Genomic DNA, 17,331 nt, shown 5'->3' with positions numbered 1-17,331 from the left:
TTATGGACGTTCGCGAGCCATTATCGGCTACCCGGCTTCGGCCATTCGTTCGAATTCTGTTTTATCTTCCGGTTGCGTTTCCCTTTTGAGATCAGGGCGTTTTTCAAAGCCGCCATTTAGTATGGGCTGCTATCGATACTGACGTTGAGCCGGTCGGGCGCCTTCGACAGCGCCACGTGGACGGTATCAGAGCGGTGCAGCCATCGACGCGGTGCGGACCAGCTTCTTGTTGACGAACTGCTGGATGCCCAAGTCGCCGAGCTCGCGACCATATCCCGAATTCTTAATGCCACCGAACGGCAGCTCGGCATCGGACCAGTCGATGGTGTTGATGAACATCATGCCGGTCTCGACGCGGCTGGCGACGCGCCGGCCGCGCGCGAGGTCCCGCGTCCAGACCGACCCACCGAGGCCGAAGTCGGAATCGTTGGCGAGCGCGATTGCTGCCGCCTCGTCCTCGACGCGGAACACCATCGCGACAGGGCCGAAGAACTCGTCGCGGAAGGCGGGATTGTCGGGCGCTACGTCGGTGAGGATGGTCGGCTGCATGAACGAGCCCGGCCGGTCAATCCGCTTGCCGCCGATCAGCAGCGTTGCCCCGGCAGCTACTGCCGCGTCGACCTGATCGAGCAATTGCAACAATGCCGGCTCGCTGGACAACGGCCCGAGCGTGGTCGCCGGGTCGAGTGGATCGCCGGCGGTCAATGCTTCGAGCCCGGCCCGGAACCTGGCGAGGAATGCATCCGCAACCGAGTCGACGACGATGAAGCGCTTGGCCGCGCAACACGTCTGTCCGGTGTTGTACATCCTGCCCCACACCGCCCAGGGTACGGTGTGATCGAGGTCGGCATCGTCGAGCACGATGAACGCGTCGCTGCCGCCGAGTTCCATCGAGGAGACCTTGAGATTGCGGCCGGCGCGCGCCGCGATGCTTTGCCCGGCGACGACGCTTCCAGTGAGCGCGACACCTTTCACGCGCGGATCGTCGATGATCCGGTCGGACTGCGCATGCGAGATCAGCAGATTGGTGTAGAGCCCGGCCGGAGCCCCAGCCTCGGTCAGCAGTGCTTCGAAGGCGATCGCACAGCGCGGCACGATCGCGGCATGCTTCACCACCAGCACGTTGCCCGCCATCAGATGCGGGCCGGCGATGCGGGCGAGCTGATAATAAGGGAAGTTCCAGGGCTCCACGCAGAAGATCGCGCCGATCGGGCTGCTCTCCATATGCGCCTCGCCGACGTCGGGGTTGAGCGTCACCGGTGCGAGGAAGCGTTCGGCGTTGGTCGCGTAATAGCGCATGATCCTCGCGCTGAACTCGACTTCGGCGCGAGCTTCGCCGATGCGCTTGCCCATTTCGAGGGTCATGATCCGGGCAAGCGCGTCGGCCTGTTCGTGGAGCAGGTCGGCCGCCTTGCCGATGATCACCGCGCGGTCGGCATAGCTCGTGTCGCGCCAGATCTCATAGCAGCTTTGCGCGGTCGCGAGCTTGGCTTCGACCGCCGCGTCGCCGATCTCGTCGAAGGTCTCGAGGAGCGTGCCGTCGAACGGGCTGAGGCTCTGGTAGGTCATGGGGCTGTCCTTTTGAAACAATGCGATCAGGCTTCGAGAATGACTTTCAGCGCGTGCGTCTCCGCCGCGTTGCCAAAGGTCTCGTAGGCGTCGAGAATCTGGTCGAGCCTGAAGCGGTGCGTAATCAGTCGTTTGGCGTCGACCTTGTTCGAGCCGAGCAGCTTGAGCAGCATCGGCGTGCTCGACGTGTCGACGAGGCGCGTGGTGATCGCGATATTGCGATCCCACAGCTTTTCGAGATGCAGGCTGACGGCGGTGCCGTGTACCCCGACATTGGCGATGATCCCGCCGGGCGCGATGATCTCCTCGCACAGTTCGAACGTGGCGGGCACGCCGACCGCCTCGATCGCGGTGTCGACGCCGCGATTGCCGGTCATCGCCATCACCGTTTCCACCGCCTTGCCATCGGCGCTGTTGATGGTCGCGGTGGCACCGAAGCGCCTCGCGACCTCGAGCCGGTTGTCGTCGAGATCGATCATGATGATCTCGGCCGGCGAGTAGAACTGCGCGGTGAGCAGGGCCGCGAGACCGACCGGCCCCGATCCGACGATCGCGACGATGCTGCCCGGCGCGACCTTGCCGTTGAGCACACCGCATTCGAAGCCGGTCGGCAGGATGTCGCTGAGCATGACCAAAGCTTCCTCGTCGGCGCCCGCCGGAATGGGATAGAGGCTGGTGTCGGCATGTGGGGTGCGGACGAATTCGGCCTGCGTCCCGTCGATCGTGTTGCCAAGGATCCAGCCACCGATGGTGCAATGCGAGAACATGCCCTTGCGGCAATAATCGCATTTCCCGCAGGCGCTGACGCAGGAGATCAGGACGGCATCGCCGGGCTTGAACGCAGTGACTGCGGCACCGACCGCGTCGACGATGCCCACGCCTTCATGCCCGAGGATCCGGCCGGGTGTGCAACTCGCGACGTCGCCCTTGAGAATATGCAGGTCGGTGCCGCAGATCGTCGTCTTGGTGATGCGGATGATTGCGTCGGTCGGATCGATCAGCTCCGGTTTGGCATGCTCTTCGAAGGCCTTCTGGCCAGGGCCGTGATACACAAGGGCTTTCATGAGCGGGCGTCTCTGAATCCGAGGATCGGGCAACGCCGGACGCCGCCAGAGCCGATCGTCGCAGCGAACGATCCGGCTGCCTGTCTTTAGAAGCCGCCCGCCGGCGCCGGGCAGCATCGGAAACTACGCAGAGGCCGGCGCGTCTACGTAATTCACGTCGGTTCTCGGTCGCGATGGAAAGTAGCAGGCTGCCTCATCGGGAGCGTCGGTGCGTCCGTGATATTGGGGACTGACGGTGAACCGACGGCAAGTGCTGATTGGTGCGGGAGCGACCGCCTTGGTTGGCGGCGAGGTAGTCTATCTTCTGAATGAAGAAGCGGGCGCCTCGTCGAACTACGCTGATCGAGCTACCGCCCTGCGCGTGCCGTTGGCTGATGAGCCGTCTGCGCATGATCTCATTCGCTATGCAACACTCGCGCCGAACGGCCACAACACCCAGCCTTGGCGCTTTCGCATCGGCGAACGGCGGATCGACATCTTGCCCGACTTTTCGAGACGGACCGCGGTCGTGGATCCGGACGACCACCATCTGTTCGTCAGCCTCGGAGCGGCGGCAGAGACTTTGTCGTTGGCGTCGGCGGCACGCGGTATGCCCGGCAGCATCGCCTTCGATCCGCGGAACCAGGGATCGGTCGCAGTCCATTTCGAGACGGCACGCCCGGCCCCTTCCCTGCTGTTCGAAGCCATAACCAAGCGTCAATCGACCCGCGCCGAGTATGACGGTCGGGCTGTCCCCGCGAGAGACCTCGACACGCTGGTGAAGGCCGCGGCCGTCCCCGGTGTCGATCTCGTCCTGCTCACCGATCGGCATCGGGTCGATCGCCTGAGCGACCTCGTCCTCGCCGGCAACACCCTGCAAAGGACCGACGACACCTTCGTCCGCGAGCTGAAATCATGGATCCGGTTCAATCCGAGAGCAGCGCTGCGGACCGGCGATGGGCTGTACAGCGTCGCGAGCGGCAATCCCGCGCTACCCGACTGGCTCGGACCTCACGCGTTCGACTGGGTATCGACGGCGCGGTCGGAGAATCAAGCCTATGCCGCCCAGCTGCGATCGTCGGCGGGAGTGGCGGTGTTCGTCGGAGCGGGAGAAACCCCTGCAGATTGGGTGGCGGTAGGACGCGCCTGCCAACGCTTTGCGCTGCAGGCGACCGCGCTCGGTTTGAAGCACGCGTTCATCAACCAGCCGGTCGAGGTTCCGCCACTACGCCCCGATCTGGCGGCGCTGATCGGCGCGCCCGGCCGGCGTCCGGACATCGTGATGCGGTTCGGCTATGGCCCGACGCTGCCTTGGTCGTTGCGGCGACCCGTGGATGCGGTGATCGTGCCATGAGCCGGGCCGGGACCTTCCCCGCTGCCGTCGTCGATCTCGCCATGCGCCTGGGCGTGCAGCCAGCGGCCGATCCGCCGCGCGTCAGCCTGACACAAACTGGGGAAATGAAACGAACGCTCGAATCCGGCTCCTGGATGACGTTCAAGGCCTGCCAAACGATCGCGACGCACCGTTGCGCGTTCGACTGGCGCGCTCGGCAACGCCTCCGATACTGCCGACCCCTTGGCATGGTTGGTTCTCCGACTATCGGCTGGTCGATACGATCTGGCTGCCGATGGCGGCGGAGGTCGCGTGGAGTCTCCCAGCGAAGGATATCGTCTACTGGCGGTGCCGGGTGGAAAGTTGGCACCCAGACGCCGTAAAAGCCGACCGCGAACGATCGAAGCGCAACAGGATGACAGGAACCTCATGAGCCGAATTTCGAACGACAGCCTGCGCGACAGGATCATGAGTGCCGACGACGCTGCGGCGCTGATCACGTCGGGATCGACGGTCGGGCTGAGCGGGTTCACCGGCTCGGGTTACCCCAAGGCCGTGCCGATGGCACTCGCCGCCCGGATCGAGGCGGAGCATGCCGCAGGCAACCCGTTCCGCATCCGTGTCTGGACCGGCGCGTCGACCGGGCCCGAACTCGACGGCGCGCTCGCCAAGGCCGACGGCATCGAATTCCGCCTGCCGTACAACTCCGATCCGATTGCACGCGAGAAGATCAATCGCGGCGAGATGGAGTATTTCGACATGCACCTGAGCCAGGTCGCGCCGATGGCGTGGCAGGGCTTTCTCGGGCCGCTCGATACCGCGGTAGTCGAAGTGTCGGGCATCCGCGCCGACGGTTCGCTGATCCCGTCCTCGTCGGTCGGCAACAACAAGACCTGGCTCGATCGCGCCGACCAGATCATCCTCGAGGTCAATCGCTGGCAGAACCCCGCGTTGGAGGGGATGCACGACATCTATTACGGCACTGCGCTGCCGCCGCACCGCGTGCCGATCCCGCTCGTGCGACCGGACGACCGGATCGGCGAGGCCTATTTCCGGGTCGATCCCGCCAAGATCGTCGCGATCGTCGAGACCGAGGCACCCGACCGCAACCTGCCGTTCGCCGCGCCCGATGCGAGCGCCCACGCGATCGCCGGCCATCTCATAGAGTTCTTCCGCCACGAGGTCGCACGCGGACGCCTGCCCGCCTCTCTGCTGCCGTTGCAGTCGGGCGTCGGCAACATCGCCAACGCGGTGCTGACGGGCCTCGTCACCGGGCCGTTCGACGACATGACCTCCTATACCGAGGTCATTCAGGACGGGATGCTCGACCTGCTCGATTCCGGCAAGTTGCGGATGGCATCCGCGACAGCGTTCTCGCTAAGCCCCGAGGCTGCGGCCCGGCTGAATGCCGATATGAATGCCTATCGCGATCGCATGATCCTGCGCCCACAGGAGATCAGCAACCATCCCGAACTGATCCGGCGGCTCGGCTGCCTGGCGATGAACGGGCTGATCGAGGCGGATATCTACGGCAACGTCAATTCGACGCACATCATGGGGTCACGGATCCAGAACGGCATCGGCGGCTCGGGCGATTTTGCGCGCAACGCCTATGTGTCGATCTTCATGACGCCGTCGACCGCGAAGAACGGCGACATTTCCGCGATCGTGCCCCAGGCGAGCCATGTCGACCATATCAGCCAGGACGTGCAGGTGCTCGTCACCGAGCAAGGCCTCGCCGACCTGCGCGGTCTGAGCCCGAAACAGCGTGCGCAAGTCATCATCGAGAATTGCGCGCATCCCGATTACCGACCTGCTCTAGCGGATTATTACCGACGGGCACGCGAAGGCTCGTACGGGCAGCAAACGCCGACTTTACCGGGCGAGGCGTTGTCGTGGCACCAACGGTTCCTCGATACGGGTACGATGCGGATGTGACGGGCGTCCGTGGTTACAACAGACGGACGATCTCGTGTGCCAGATCCTGCATCCGCTGGATGTCGATCGTCATGCGGTCTCCTCGACGGGCGGAGATCGCCCTTCGAAGTCAGCCTAGCGTGCGCAGATTGCGTAGGTAGCGTCGGAAACTACGTGTTTCCCGACGCTGCGGGGACGACTGCTTTGCGACTAGGCACGGCGTGCATCGCCATCGGTGGCGCGCAATCGCAAAGGACATCAAGATGGCCGAACTCGTCAGCGAGCGTGCAGGCGCCACGCAAACATCATCGGCCGTGTCGTGGAGCGCCGACCTGACGACGCGCGACGGCTATGTCTTCCACGTCCGCCCTGCATCGCCTGCCGACGAGCCGGCGCTTGGCGAGTTCTTCGAGCATGTCGACAAGGAGGATTTGCGGTTCCGTTTCCTCAGCGCGATCCACAAGGTCGGCCACGACCAGCTTCTCGCGCTGGTTTCGGTCGATCACGAGCATACCGAGAACTTCCTCGCCTTCGATCCCGCCACTAACCGGATCGTCGCGACCGCGATGCTGGCCGCCGACGAGAGCCTGACCCGCGCCGAAGTCGCCATCGCGATCCGCACCGACTTCAAACGCCGCGGGATAAGCTGGACCCTGCTTGATCATGTCGCGGCGTTCGCCCGCAGCAAGGGGATCACGACGCTCGAATCGATCGAGAGCCGCGACAATCACCAGGCGATCGACCTGGAACGCGAACGCGGCTGGATCGCGTCCGCCTGTCCGGGCGATCCGGCTTCGATGATGCTGCGGATGACGCTGTCAGCCTGATATCGCCCGCGCTTGGGCCAGCGCCTCGGCATAGGTCGCGGTGCTGGCCATCGGCCGGAGCCGGGCGCGGGCGAGCATCGCGGCGGGTTGCGCGGCCATGCCGCACAGGATCACGCGGGTATGCGTGGTCTCGGCGCGGCGCAGCAGTTCGGCAATGGCGGCCACGCCGCTCGCATCGAGCATCGGCACGCGCTCCAGCCGCAGGATCAGGACGCGCGGCACGCTGCCCAATTGGCGGTAGGTGTCCATCAACCCCGCCGCGACTCCGAAGAAGAACGGACCGTCGATGCGGAACATTTCGACGTCCTCGGGCAGCGCGCCGCGTTCAGTGAGCGACTCGTCCTCGGAGCCGGTGATCGCGACCGTCTCGCTCATCCGCGCCATGAACAGCAGCGCGGCGAGCGTCACGCCGACGCCGATCGCCACCGTCAGGTCGACGAGCACCGTCAGGCCAAAGGTCAGCAGTAATACCGCGCGATCGCCATTGGGCATCCGCAACAGGTCGACGAACCGCTCCTGTTCGCTCAACCCCCATGCGACGACGAACAGGATCGCCGCCAGCGCCGCCATCGGCACGAACGCCATCAGCCCTCCGCCGAACACGACGAACAGCAGCACGAACACCGCATGGAGCATGCCCGCGACCGGGGTCCGCGCGCCGGTCGCGGGCAGCCCGCCAAACAGCGCCGAGGCGATGTTGGCGACACCCTGCGCGACCAGTTCCTGGTTCGATCGGTGACGCGATCCGATCATCCCGTCCGCGACGACGGCGGATAGCAGCGCCTCGACGCCCGCGAGAAACGCGATCGTGAACGCCGATGGCAGCACCGCCTGAAGCTTCGCCAGCGTCCACACGGGGAAAGCCGGCATCGCGATCCCGCTCGGCATGGCCGGAAAGCGCGAGCCGATCGTCGCGACGTGCGCGCCGCTGGCGACGACGACGATCGAGGCGAGCAAGACCGCGACGAGGAACCCCGGCACGCGCGGTGCGACCAGCTTCAGGATCAGAATGACGGCGAGCGCGCCCGCTCCGACCGCGACCGTCGGGGCGTCGATGGTTCGGATCGCCCCGGCATAGGCTAGCCATTTCGACACGAAATCGACTGGAACCGCAGCCATGCCGAGCCCGAGAAAGTCACGGACCTGGCTCGACGCGATGATCACCGCGATGCCAGCAGTAAAGCCCGTGACGACGGTATAGGGGATGAACCGGATCAACGCCCCCAACCGCGCATAGCCAGCGACGATCAGGATGATGCCGGCGAGCAACGTCGCCAGGATCAGGCCGTCATAGCCGTGCCGCGCGACGACGGTGAATACCACGACGACGAACGCGCCGGTGGGGCCGCCGATCTGGACGCGCGATCCGCCTAGTGCCGACACGAGGAAGCCCGCGACGATCGCGGTGACGAGCCCCTTGTCGGGCGACGCGCCGCTCGCGATGCCCAGCGCCATCGCCAAGGGCAGAGCGACGACCGCGACCGTCGCGCCAGCGATCGCATCGGCGCGAAAGGTGGCGAGCGAATAACCCTCGCGCGTCGTCGTGACGATCTTCGGGATTAAAAGCGGTCACGAGCGTCGCTGCCAGAGAGCGACCGCCTGTTTGGTCGCCTCGGTGACCACCACCGTTCCGACCACGGCGGCAACGCAGAACCGCAATGCCGCAGCCGAAACCGGCGCCGTCCCGAGTACGCTGCCGAGCGGCGGCCAGAACATCGCCAGTGCCTGCAACGCCAGCGCGATGCCGACACCGAGCAGCAACCACGCATTCGACAGCAGCGGCTCGCGGAAAATCGAGCGGCGCTCGCTCCGCATGCACAGCACATAGGCGTTCTGGAATAGCACCGTCATCAACAGCACCGCGTTCTGGATTTCGGCGAGCGGCCGTCCATCGCGCTGCATGCCCGTGACGAGATACAGCGCAAGCCCGGTCATCAACAGCGCTGGCGGGATCATCAGGGCGATCGCACTCCGGTCGAGGATCGGAGCGCTCGGCGGGCGGGGCGGCTGACGCAGTTCGTCGCCCTCGCCGCGACCGAAGCCGAGCATCACGTCCTGCGCGCCGTTCGTGACGAGATTGAGCCACAGCAGTTGCACCGCAGTCAGCGGCATCGGCAGCCCCAGCACGACCGCGCCGATGAACATGCCGATCTCCGCGACCCCGGTGGCGAGCAGGATGATGACGATCCGCCGGACGTTCGCATAGGTCACGCGCCCCTCCTCGACGCCAGCGACGATCGACGCGAAATTGTCGTCGGCGAGCACCAAGTTGGCGGCGCCGCGCGCGACGTCGGTGCCGGCGATGCCCATCGCTACGCCGATATGCGCCGCCTGGAGCGCGGGCGCGTCGTTGACGCCGTCGCCAGTCACCGCGACGAGTTCGCCGCTGGCGGCTAGGATGCGGACGATCTCAAGCTTCTGCACCGGTTCGATCCGCGCGAACACGCGTCCGCCGAGGATGAGCGCCGCGAGCCGACCGGGCTGGTCCGCGAGATCCGTCATCTGCGAACCCGTGACGACCTGATCCGCGGCAACCTCAAGCCCCAGCCCGCGCGCAATGGTGAGCGCGGTGCCCGGATGATCGCCGGTTACCATCCGCACGCCGATTCCCGCCTCGGCACAACGCGCGATCGCGGCGGGAACTTCGGGACGGACCGGGTCGATCAGGCCGATCCAGCCGAGCAGCACGAGGTCGCCCGGTGCCATCGGATCGGTCGTCGTTGCACCCTCGGACGCGGCGACGGCGATCACGCGGTAGCCTTCGCCCGCCATCGCGGTCGCGGCGGCAAACGCGACGGGGTCGATCGCGCGACACATCCGCTCGATGATCTCGGGCGCACCCTTGGCGAACACCCGCACGCCAGCCCCTTCCGCGATCGCGACGGTCGAGAATTTGCGGACCGGTTCGTACGGCTGCGCCGCAGTCCGCCCAATCGCGTGCAGCGCGGCCAGATTCGCGCCGCCATCTCTGGCGAACCGCAGCAAGGCAACATCAACTGAGTCCCCGACCAGCCCGCCATCGGGTCCGATCGATCCCTCGTTGCACAGCGCGGCGGCCTGACGCATTCCGGCCAGACCATCCGTAGGCCAGTCCGCACTCGCGAACGCGCGACCATCAGCCAAGACCATTTTCTCCACCGACAGCACGTTCCGCGTCAGCGTCCCCGTCTTGTCGCTGGCGATGATCGTGCACGCGCCGAGCCCCTCGACCGCGGGCAGCGAGCGGACGATCACGTTCCGCGCCGCCATCCGCCGCGTCCCCGCCGCCAGCGCGACCGTCACCGCGATCGACAGTCCCTCGGGGATCGCCGACACCGCCAGCGCCACCGCGAGCAGCAGGATCTGGTCGCCCGGACGACCCTGCATCAGCAGGACGAGCGCGAACGGGATAATCAGCGCGATTGTCGCGATGCTGATCTGCCGCGCCAGCCGATCGAGCCGGATCACCAGCGGCGGCGGCGTCGCCTTCGCAGTCCGCAACGACGCGTCAATCGCGCCGAGTGCCGTGTCCGCCCCGGTCGCGACGACGATGCCAACGCCGCGCCCCTGCTCGATCATCGTCCCCGCCAGCGCCATCGTCGCGCGCTCACCCGGCGGTGTCCGATCGGGGACTAGGCCCGCATGATCCTTGAAGACCGCGACGGATTCGCCGGTAAAGGTCGACTGATCGACGCTAAGCGCGCTGCTCGACGACAAGCGAATGTCGGCGGGCACGGCCATGCCGCTTTCGAGTTCGACGACATCGCCGACGACGATATCGCGCGCATCGATCACCGATACCGCATCGTCGCGCCGGACCATCGCAGTCTGGCCGATCATCCGCCCGAGCGCCGCGAGGCTGCTCGCCGCCTTGCTCTCCTGCACCGTGCCGATCGCAGCGTTGACGAGCAGGACGACCCCGATGAACCCCGCATCCGTACGATGCCCGAGCCCGAGCGAGATCGCCGCCGCCGCGATCAGCAGGTAGATCAGCGGACTGTTGAACTGCCGCACGAACAGCAGCAGGACGGACGGCACCGGCGGCGGCGCAAGCGCGTTCGGACCGTCCACGATCAGGCGCGCCGCAGCGGCCTTCGCGCTCAGCCCTCTTTTGCCAGTATCGAGCAACGCCGCCACGCGCTCGATCGATGTCGCATGCCATGCCGTCGGGCGCGGAAATACCTTATCGATCGGTCGCTCGGCGATCACTGGTCGGTCGCCTCTATGATCGTCACGGGCGTGCCGGTGCCGGCGCTCGCCAGCGTCTCGCGCGTCACCAGCAGCGTCGTGCCGAGGGTCATCACGGTCGCGAGCGCGGTGCGGAAGCCTGCCGGGAGATGCCCTTTGGCGCGGTCCTCGGCGCTCAGTTCACCGGTCTGCACGTCGCCCGGCAGCGGCAGGCGCAACCAATGCTCACCGCCCGCGTCGATCGCCTGCAACGTGAATGCCGAGGTCCGGTCTATCGGTGCGTCGACCGCGATACCGCTCGATCCGATCTCGATACCGTTGCGCAGGACGACCATGCGTCGGTCCCGCCCGCTGACCACGATCGACACCGGCCCCTTGGGCGACAGCGCAGGGTTCCAGACATAGTCGCCTTCCCCGGTTGCCGGCCCCGTCCCCGTCCCCACCCCCGTCGCCGCCAATATACCCGGCGTCGACGCGACCACCGGAACGCGCGCGTCCTGCGTGATGACGACGGTGATCCCCAGCCGGGTGATCCCGAACAGCAGTTTAGCGAAGGCTGGCGGCAGGCGGATACAGCCATGCGACGCGGGATAGCCCGGCAGGTTGCCCGCATGCATCGCGATCCCGCCCCAGGTGAGCCGCTGCATGAACGGCATCGCTGCGTCCTTGTAGATATTGGACACGTGATCCGCGTCCTTCTGGAGCACGGTGAAGACTCCGGTCGGCGTCGCATGGCCATCGCTGCCGGTGGACACGGTCGAGACACCGATCGGCACGCCGTTACGGTAGGCATAGGCCTTTTGCGTGGCGAGGCTGACGATCACCGTGACCGGGCCCGCAGGCGCGATCTCGGGCGCCCATAGGTACTCGCCGGGCTTGAGTTGTTCGATCCGGCCATCGATGCTCGGCGGCATTTGTGCCGAAGCCGCCCCAGCTAAATTAGTCGCAGACATAAGGGCGAGCGCGAGGCTGCACGTCAGGCGGCGCGTCGTCATGGTCGGTTCCGATCGAAGAGGTGTCGCCGTACAGGGCGATCGACCAGACGCTATCAATCGCGCCGTGCTGGCATCACCATCGGAAACTACGCATCAAATCTACGATCCTCCCCCGCCAGGGGGAGGTGGCAGGCACTTGCCTGACGGAGGGGGCGGTAAGGAAAACCGCTGTTGTGTGTCCTCCCCCTCCGTCACCTTCGGCGCCACCTCCCCCTGGCGGGGGAGGATCGTTAGGTCTCGCCGTTCGACACAACCCAAATCACACCGCGCCACCGATCAGGCGTCCGATCGCCGCAGTCGCCGCCATCGCGAACGCGCCCCAGAAGGCGACGCGGACCGTGCCGCGCCAGACGACCGCGCCGCCGGTCTTCGCGCCGACTGCACCGAGCAACGCCAGGAACACCAACGATCCGCCCGCAACCGCCCAGAGAAGCGACCCTGGCGGCACGACGAGCACGGTCAGCAAGGGCAGCGCCGCGCCAACCGTGAAACTCGCCGCCGACGCGAACGCGGCCTGGACCGGACGCGCCCGCGCACCCAGTGTGATGTCCAGCTCGTCGCGGGCGTGCGCGCCGATCGCATCCTTCGCCATCAGTTGCGCCGCGACCGTCGTGGCGGTGGCGGCGTCCACCCCACGCGCAACGTAGATCGCCGCGAGTTCGGCCAGCTCGCCGCGCGGGTCGTCGACCAGCTCGCGTCGTTCGCGCGCGAGTTCTGCATTCTCGGTATCCGCCTGCGCGCTGACCGAGACATATTCGCCCGCCGCCATCGACATCGCGCCCGCGACCAATCCGGCCGTTCCCGCGATGACGATAGCATTAGTCGGGGCGCTCGTGCCGCCGACAGCATGGGCGGACGCCGCCGCAACGCCGATGATCAGGCTCGCGGTCGACACGATCCCGTCATTGGCGCCGAGCACCGCCGCCCGCAGCCAGCCGATCCGGTCGGCGACGTGACGTTCACGGTGCGACGACCGCGCCCCCATGTCAGGCGATCTCGAGCATGTTCTCGACCTTCACCGCGCCCGGCGCCGCCCAGGCTGTACGCTCGGCGACCATCCGGTCATGCGGGGAGTCGACCGATCCGGTCAGCCGCACGGTGCCGCCGTCGACCGACACCTTGATCGTGTCGCCGTCGAAGAACCACGAACGATGCAGCGCCGTGCGAATGTCGTTGCTGACGTCGGTCACGTCAACGCGCGGTTTCAGCGTGATATGGTTGATGACGCCGACGACGCCCGCGAGCGGCCGTACCGCCGCCTCGGCCGCGTCCTTCTGGAAATGCCAACGCACTTCGCCGCGCAGGTTCACCCAGCCATCCTCGACCTGCGCCTTGATGCAGTCGTGCGGCACAATGGTGTCCCAGGACAGGCGCTCGACGATCGCGCTGGCAATCGCCTCGTCCCCGCGCTTGAAGCGATCCTCCAGCTGCACCTCGATCTTCTCTGCGACCGCTCTCACGCCATCGACCCGCGCTGCGGCGCGTTCGGCGGCGTATTTCGCGGCATAGCTGCCGGCGTGGCCGCTCAGCGTAACGACGCCGTTGTTCGCGGTGACACCGATATGTCCGGCGGGGACGCTCGGATCCCAGTTGAGTTCGGCGAGTACGGCTTTCTGCAATCTGGCGTCGTGGGACATGACACTCTCCTGGAGACAGCGCGGAAAGGCCCGAGCCGATGACCGCAAACTATCGCGGCAGCCGTTCGCCGACAGTGTCGGGAACTACGCAGCCGGCGCTTATGCGTGGTTCTCGATCCTTACCCAGGGTCGCCCGAACGCCGACAACTCAGCGAAAGAGGGGGACCGCGCAAGACCGAGTTCCACGCGCATGAGCGGCTCGCGCGGCACACGTTGGAATGGCGATCGATCCCGACGCTCGCCAACCTCGCGCACGTCGTCGCGGAGAATGCGCGCTCCGCCGCGGATGCGCTCGTCCGGCTTGCCGCCCTCACCCGGTACGAACGCGACGTGCTCGACGGCGTGGTGCTGGGCCGCCCTAATAAGCTGATTGCCTACGACCTCGACATCGCCACCCGCGCCGTCGAAGTCCACCGCGTCAATTTGATGGAAAAAGCTCGCCGTACGCAGCCTGTCGGACGACCTGCGCATCGCGTTTTCGACCGGGTTGGGCGAACCGCCGAACCGGCCTGAGCGCCCTCCACGCCCCTCGTCTTCTACGTACAGACGCGGGACTGCACGCATGTCATCGAAGGTCGCAACGAGGACCGCCCGATGACCGACCATTCTACCCAATCCCATGACGGCATCGGCGTTTCGCTGGTCGACGGCGATCCCACGATCCGCCGCGCGCGCCAGATCATGTTGCTGTCAGAACGCTACGACGTGCGCTCCTACGCGACCGGCGCAGCGCTGCTTTCCGATCCGCGCTCGCGTGATTTCCCGTGTATAATCGTGGACATCGAAAGCGTGGACGGCAGCGGGATGGAAACCCTCCACGCTATGCGCGCAACTGGTTGGCGTGGCAAAGCGATCCTGCTCGACGGGACCGTCCCCTCGCCTGCGCTGGTCCACGCCGCCGAGCGCCACGGCGACCACATCCTCGACCGTACAACAGGCGACGCCACCCTTCTCAACGCGATCGCCGCCTCGATCGACCGCGGCTGGTCCGGCTGGAACGCCGATGGTTGAGCTGCCCGGACCATCCCGCTTTTTACCATGCCCGTCACTGACCCATTCCACGAAGACCCCGACACTGCGCCGGTCCCGCGCGACAAGGGACGGGCCTTCCTCGTCGGCGGCCGCGTTCCTGATCCGCGACGGCGATATGCAGAGGGGTCCGGACGTCCCGGCGGCGCCGCGCACAAATGCGACGTCCTGGCGGTCGCGAAGGAACTCGGTCGGCTGGTGGCGCAAGTGGCGCTCGGCTGAGCGATGGCGCCGCTGGAGAGCAATATCGCAGCCATTCAGATCCCGCTGGACGATGACCAGCTATGGCGGCTCGGCGAGTCCGTGCGCCCACCGCAACCTTCAGCGGATCGCTCGTCACGGGATGGGGGAGTGGCATTCCATCGACCCCCACCTGAGTTCCGGGGGCAGCGATCGGACCGTAATGTAACTTAATCAAATCGAACCCCGCCGGGGTCGGCATGCGAGCAGAATAGAGACGGTGCCGGACCTCTCTCGCTTATGTGGCTGGTTGCCTCTCTTCTCTTGGGAGTTTGCGCAAATGCCATGCCTTCAACGATCTTCGGCCTTCTCGATCATCGCCGGTGTCGCGTCGGCGTCATCACTCTGGTCTTGGGTGAAGTGGAAGCGGGGGGGCGAAAAGGCGAGGAAAGGGTTGGTTGCGGTCAGGCCATTCATTCCTCGACAACTGATCGACTGCATCGCGACCGGGCTTGAGCCGACCGAGCGGGAGCTGTCGGCGCAAGCGATGCACATGTGGATCGATGGAGCAGCCGAGCGAACCGTTTCCGCATGGGATCGGCTTGCGGATGACGCCAGCGAGCGATTGTTCGCCTTGCGGGGTGCAAGGATGGCGCTTGCGGGTGACAATTCTCGATAAGACGCTCCAGCCTTGCGACCGTAGCCGTCGACTCGGCGTGCCGTGTCTGCCGCCGCCTGCAACATAACTAAACATATCCACACCCCGCTCTCGATCGATCGAGGACACAAGGACCGTGCCGACCAGGTTCCCTGGGACCGGTTCTACCGTCCGCTCATCGATCAGGAGTTTCAGCAGTGACGTGTCACACAAGGATCATCGACCCCAACGTCGGTCGCCCATTGCGATGGGCAAGAGTGGCGAGAACCGTGACGTCCTTGGCAGCCGCAGCGCTGGCGTTCTACCTGCTGGCCAGCGTGATCGCGACCCAGATCGATTCCTGGCTGATCGGGCTGGTCGGCGCATGTCTGGTCGCCTTGGTCTTGACGGCGATGCTGGCACCCGGCTCGTCCTCCCCCGCCGTTCGGCGGAGCTGACAGGGTGGTCGCTCGGCATCTTTCGGTCTTTGCCATCGTGCTGCTGACGTCGGCATGCGCGACGCAGGGGCCGTATGATCGGCCGACGACCGGACTGCTGCCGGCATGGACGAATTTGGGCGAAGGCATCACGCGTCCGGTACATGTCTCCAACGTGGTCGATGGCGACGCGTGGTGGACCGGGCTGCACGATCCGGCGATCGACGGGCTCGTCACGGCGGCGCTGACCGACAACCCGACGCTCGCCGAGGCGGCGGCGCGCGTCGATCAGGCCCGGGCGGCTGTCACGATCGGGCGCGCTCAAGGCAGGCCGCAAGTCGGCGTGGCGGCATCGGTACAGCGGGCTCGTGTCGGCAGTGCCGGGGCTCAACCCGGTGCTGCGGGCACGATCAACCAGAATTCCGCTGCGGTCGGCCCGAGCCTGTCTTGGGAAATCGACCTGTGGGGCCGCATCAAGGAGACCAGTCGGGCAGCGCGAAGCCGCCTGCAGGCCCGCGATGCAGACGCGGCCGACGCCCGTCTGTCGATCGCCGCGCAGGTTGCCGACGGCGTTCTCATGCTCCGCGCGTCGGATCTACTGCTGCTGGTGCGAGACGCCGATATCGCATCACGCGAAAACGAACTGCTCATCTTCCGTGTCCGCGTCCGTCTTGGCAGTCTCGCGCCAGCGGATGCGGCAACCGCGGAGAGCAATCTTGCGGCTGTGCGGATCGACCGCATTTCGCAGGAACAGGTGTCTCGCCAGACCGTCAACGTCCTCGTCGCACTGAGCGGCCGGCCCGCCGCTGAGGTCCGCTCGATCGTGGGTGCGCCGCTTGCAGCCGATGAGATCATATCCTCTCCGCCCGCTTATGCGTCGCGCGATCTTGCCGCGTCGATGCCGATCGCGCCTGCGATCGTTCCCGGCCTGCCGGCGACGGTGCTGCTGGCGCATCCCAGCGTGGTCGCGGCGGAACGTGAGGTCGCGGCGCGCTGGTCGGAGATCGGGGTCGCTCGGGCGGAACGCCTGCCGCAGCTCAGCCTGTCAGCACTTCTCACCGGGCAGTGGATCAGCGCGCTCGGTACGTCCGCGACGTTCATCACCGGATCTATCGGCGCCGGCGTGTCCGGGCCACTGATCGATGGCGGCGCAGGGCGAGCGGAAGTCGTTCGTGCCGGCGCGCTGTACCGCGAGGCTGTAGCGACACTCGAGGTCACGCTACGTCAGGCGGTCCAGGACATCGAGGACGGGTTGGTCGCGCAGGATTCGGCGGTGCGCCGGGTCGAGGCATCGCGGACCGCGATTTCGGCGGCGCGCCTGACGCTGCGCGGCAACGAGGCGCGCCGTCGTGCCGGCTCGATCGGCGCGTTCGAACTCGAAGACTCCCGGCGCCTGTTCAACCGCGCGCAGGAAAACGCGATCGGCGCGGCGCGCGACCGCGCGCAGGCATGGGTCGAACTTATCCGGCGGTCGGGCTCGATCCTGGACGCGGGCCGTGCGGCCGGGACCGCGGCTCCCGCGAACCTTTCCGCCCGCACTGCGGACCACCTCCGATGAAT

Annotated in this window: 17 protein-coding genes; 9 read left to right on the top strand and 8 right to left on the bottom strand. The window is 66.4% G+C overall.

Annotation, left to right across the window (positions count from 1 at the left end; all coding sequences use genetic code 11):
* Positions 1-186: 186 nt before the first annotated feature.
* Together AC1MLZ_RS18395 and AC1MLZ_RS18390 are read right to left on the bottom strand one after the other, a co-directional pair.
* The gene (locus AC1MLZ_RS18395; protein ID WP_480959754.1) at positions 187-1,569 is read right to left on the bottom strand and encodes an NAD-dependent succinate-semialdehyde dehydrogenase; all 1,383 of its coding nucleotides are present in this window, start codon (positions 1,567-1,569) and stop codon (positions 187-189) included.
* Positions 1,570-1,595: 26 nt separating this feature from the next.
* The gene (locus AC1MLZ_RS18390) at positions 1,596-2,633 is read right to left on the bottom strand and encodes a zinc-dependent alcohol dehydrogenase family protein (protein WP_480959753.1); all 1,038 of its coding nucleotides are present in this window, start codon (positions 2,631-2,633) and stop codon (positions 1,596-1,598) included.
* Between the two features lie 235 nt (positions 2,634-2,868).
* Between AC1MLZ_RS18390 and AC1MLZ_RS18385 the strand changes: the two genes are divergently transcribed.
* The 4 genes from AC1MLZ_RS18385 to AC1MLZ_RS18370 all read left to right on the top strand — a co-directional run bounded on the left by AC1MLZ_RS18385 (position 2,869) and on the right by AC1MLZ_RS18370 (position 6,689).
* On the top strand, positions 2,869-3,966 hold the full coding sequence (locus AC1MLZ_RS18385; protein ID WP_480959752.1) for an Acg family FMN-binding oxidoreductase: 1,098 nt from the start codon (positions 2,869-2,871) through the stop codon (positions 3,964-3,966).
* 172 nt (positions 3,967-4,138) lie between these two features.
* Complete coding sequence (locus AC1MLZ_RS18380) at positions 4,139-4,378, top strand: DUF6920 family protein (RefSeq protein WP_480959751.1); 240 nt, start codon at positions 4,139-4,141, stop codon at positions 4,376-4,378.
* Complete coding sequence (locus AC1MLZ_RS18375; protein ID WP_480959750.1) at positions 4,375-5,883, top strand: acetyl-CoA hydrolase/transferase family protein; 1,509 nt, start codon at positions 4,375-4,377, stop codon at positions 5,881-5,883. Before AC1MLZ_RS18380 ends, AC1MLZ_RS18375 begins: the two co-directional genes overlap by 4 nt.
* Positions 5,884-6,125: 242 nt before the next feature.
* A complete protein-coding gene (locus AC1MLZ_RS18370) occupies positions 6,126-6,689 on the top strand; it encodes an N-acetyltransferase family protein (protein WP_480959749.1) in 564 nt (187 codons plus the stop codon).
* On the opposite strand, the gene AC1MLZ_RS18365 is transcribed toward AC1MLZ_RS18370, so the two are convergent.
* From AC1MLZ_RS18365 to AC1MLZ_RS18345, 5 genes are all read right to left on the bottom strand, one after another.
* The gene (locus AC1MLZ_RS18365; RefSeq protein WP_480961603.1) at positions 6,681-8,144 is read right to left on the bottom strand and encodes a SulP family inorganic anion transporter; all 1,464 of its coding nucleotides are present in this window, start codon (positions 8,142-8,144) and stop codon (positions 6,681-6,683) included. The two genes, AC1MLZ_RS18370 and AC1MLZ_RS18365, sit on opposite strands and share 9 nt — an antisense overlap.
* Positions 8,145-8,258: 114 nt before the next feature.
* On the bottom strand, positions 8,259-10,877 hold the full coding sequence (locus AC1MLZ_RS18360; RefSeq protein ID WP_480959748.1) for a cation-translocating P-type ATPase: 2,619 nt from the start codon (positions 10,875-10,877) through the stop codon (positions 8,259-8,261).
* Complete coding sequence (locus AC1MLZ_RS18355; protein WP_480959747.1) at positions 10,874-11,851, bottom strand: L,D-transpeptidase; 978 nt, start codon at positions 11,849-11,851, stop codon at positions 10,874-10,876. Before AC1MLZ_RS18355 ends, AC1MLZ_RS18360 begins: the two co-directional genes overlap by 4 nt.
* 259 nt (positions 11,852-12,110) lie before the next feature.
* Entirely contained in the window at positions 12,111-12,836 is a 726-nt protein-coding gene (locus AC1MLZ_RS18350; RefSeq protein WP_480959746.1) for a VIT1/CCC1 transporter family protein, read from the bottom strand.
* A gap of 1 nt (position 12,837) precedes the next feature.
* Positions 12,838-13,488, bottom strand: a complete 651-nt coding sequence (locus AC1MLZ_RS18345) for a BON domain-containing protein (protein WP_480959745.1) — start codon at positions 13,486-13,488, stop codon at positions 12,838-12,840.
* A 105-nt stretch (positions 13,489-13,593) separates the two neighbouring features.
* On the opposite strand from AC1MLZ_RS18345, the gene AC1MLZ_RS18340 reads away from it, so the two are divergent.
* The 3 genes from AC1MLZ_RS18340 (at position 13,594) to AC1MLZ_RS18330 (ending at position 14,739) form a co-directional block, all read left to right on the top strand.
* Positions 13,594-14,001, top strand: coding sequence for a LuxR C-terminal-related transcriptional regulator (locus AC1MLZ_RS18340; protein ID WP_480959744.1), 408 nt, complete (start codon positions 13,594-13,596; stop codon positions 13,999-14,001).
* Between the two features lie 81 nt (positions 14,002-14,082).
* A complete protein-coding gene (locus tag AC1MLZ_RS18335) occupies positions 14,083-14,499 on the top strand; it encodes a response regulator (protein ID WP_480959743.1) in 417 nt (138 codons plus the stop codon).
* Positions 14,500-14,526: 27 nt separating this feature from the next.
* Complete coding sequence (locus tag AC1MLZ_RS18330) at positions 14,527-14,739, top strand: hypothetical protein (protein WP_480959742.1); 213 nt, start codon at positions 14,527-14,529, stop codon at positions 14,737-14,739.
* Between the two features lie 309 nt (positions 14,740-15,048).
* Here AC1MLZ_RS18330 and AC1MLZ_RS18325 read toward each other — a convergent pair whose 3' ends face one another.
* Positions 15,049-15,441, bottom strand: coding sequence for a hypothetical protein (locus AC1MLZ_RS18325; protein ID WP_480959741.1), 393 nt, complete (start codon positions 15,439-15,441; stop codon positions 15,049-15,051).
* Positions 15,442-15,624: 183 nt separating this feature from the next.
* Between AC1MLZ_RS18325 and AC1MLZ_RS18320 the strand changes: the two genes are divergently transcribed.
* Together AC1MLZ_RS18320 and AC1MLZ_RS18315 are read left to right on the top strand one after the other, a co-directional pair.
* A complete protein-coding gene (locus AC1MLZ_RS18320; protein WP_480959740.1) occupies positions 15,625-15,792 on the top strand; it encodes a hypothetical protein in 168 nt (55 codons plus the stop codon).
* 4 nt (positions 15,793-15,796) lie between these two features.
* Complete coding sequence (locus tag AC1MLZ_RS18315; protein WP_480959739.1) at positions 15,797-17,329, top strand: efflux transporter outer membrane subunit; 1,533 nt, start codon at positions 15,797-15,799, stop codon at positions 17,327-17,329.
* Positions 17,330-17,331 lie beyond the last annotated feature (2 nt).

The organism is Sphingomonas sp. PEI4, from assembly GCF_056679955.1.
Note: the sequence above shows the minus strand (reverse complement) of the source record. Positions and strands in the feature narration are given on the sequence as shown.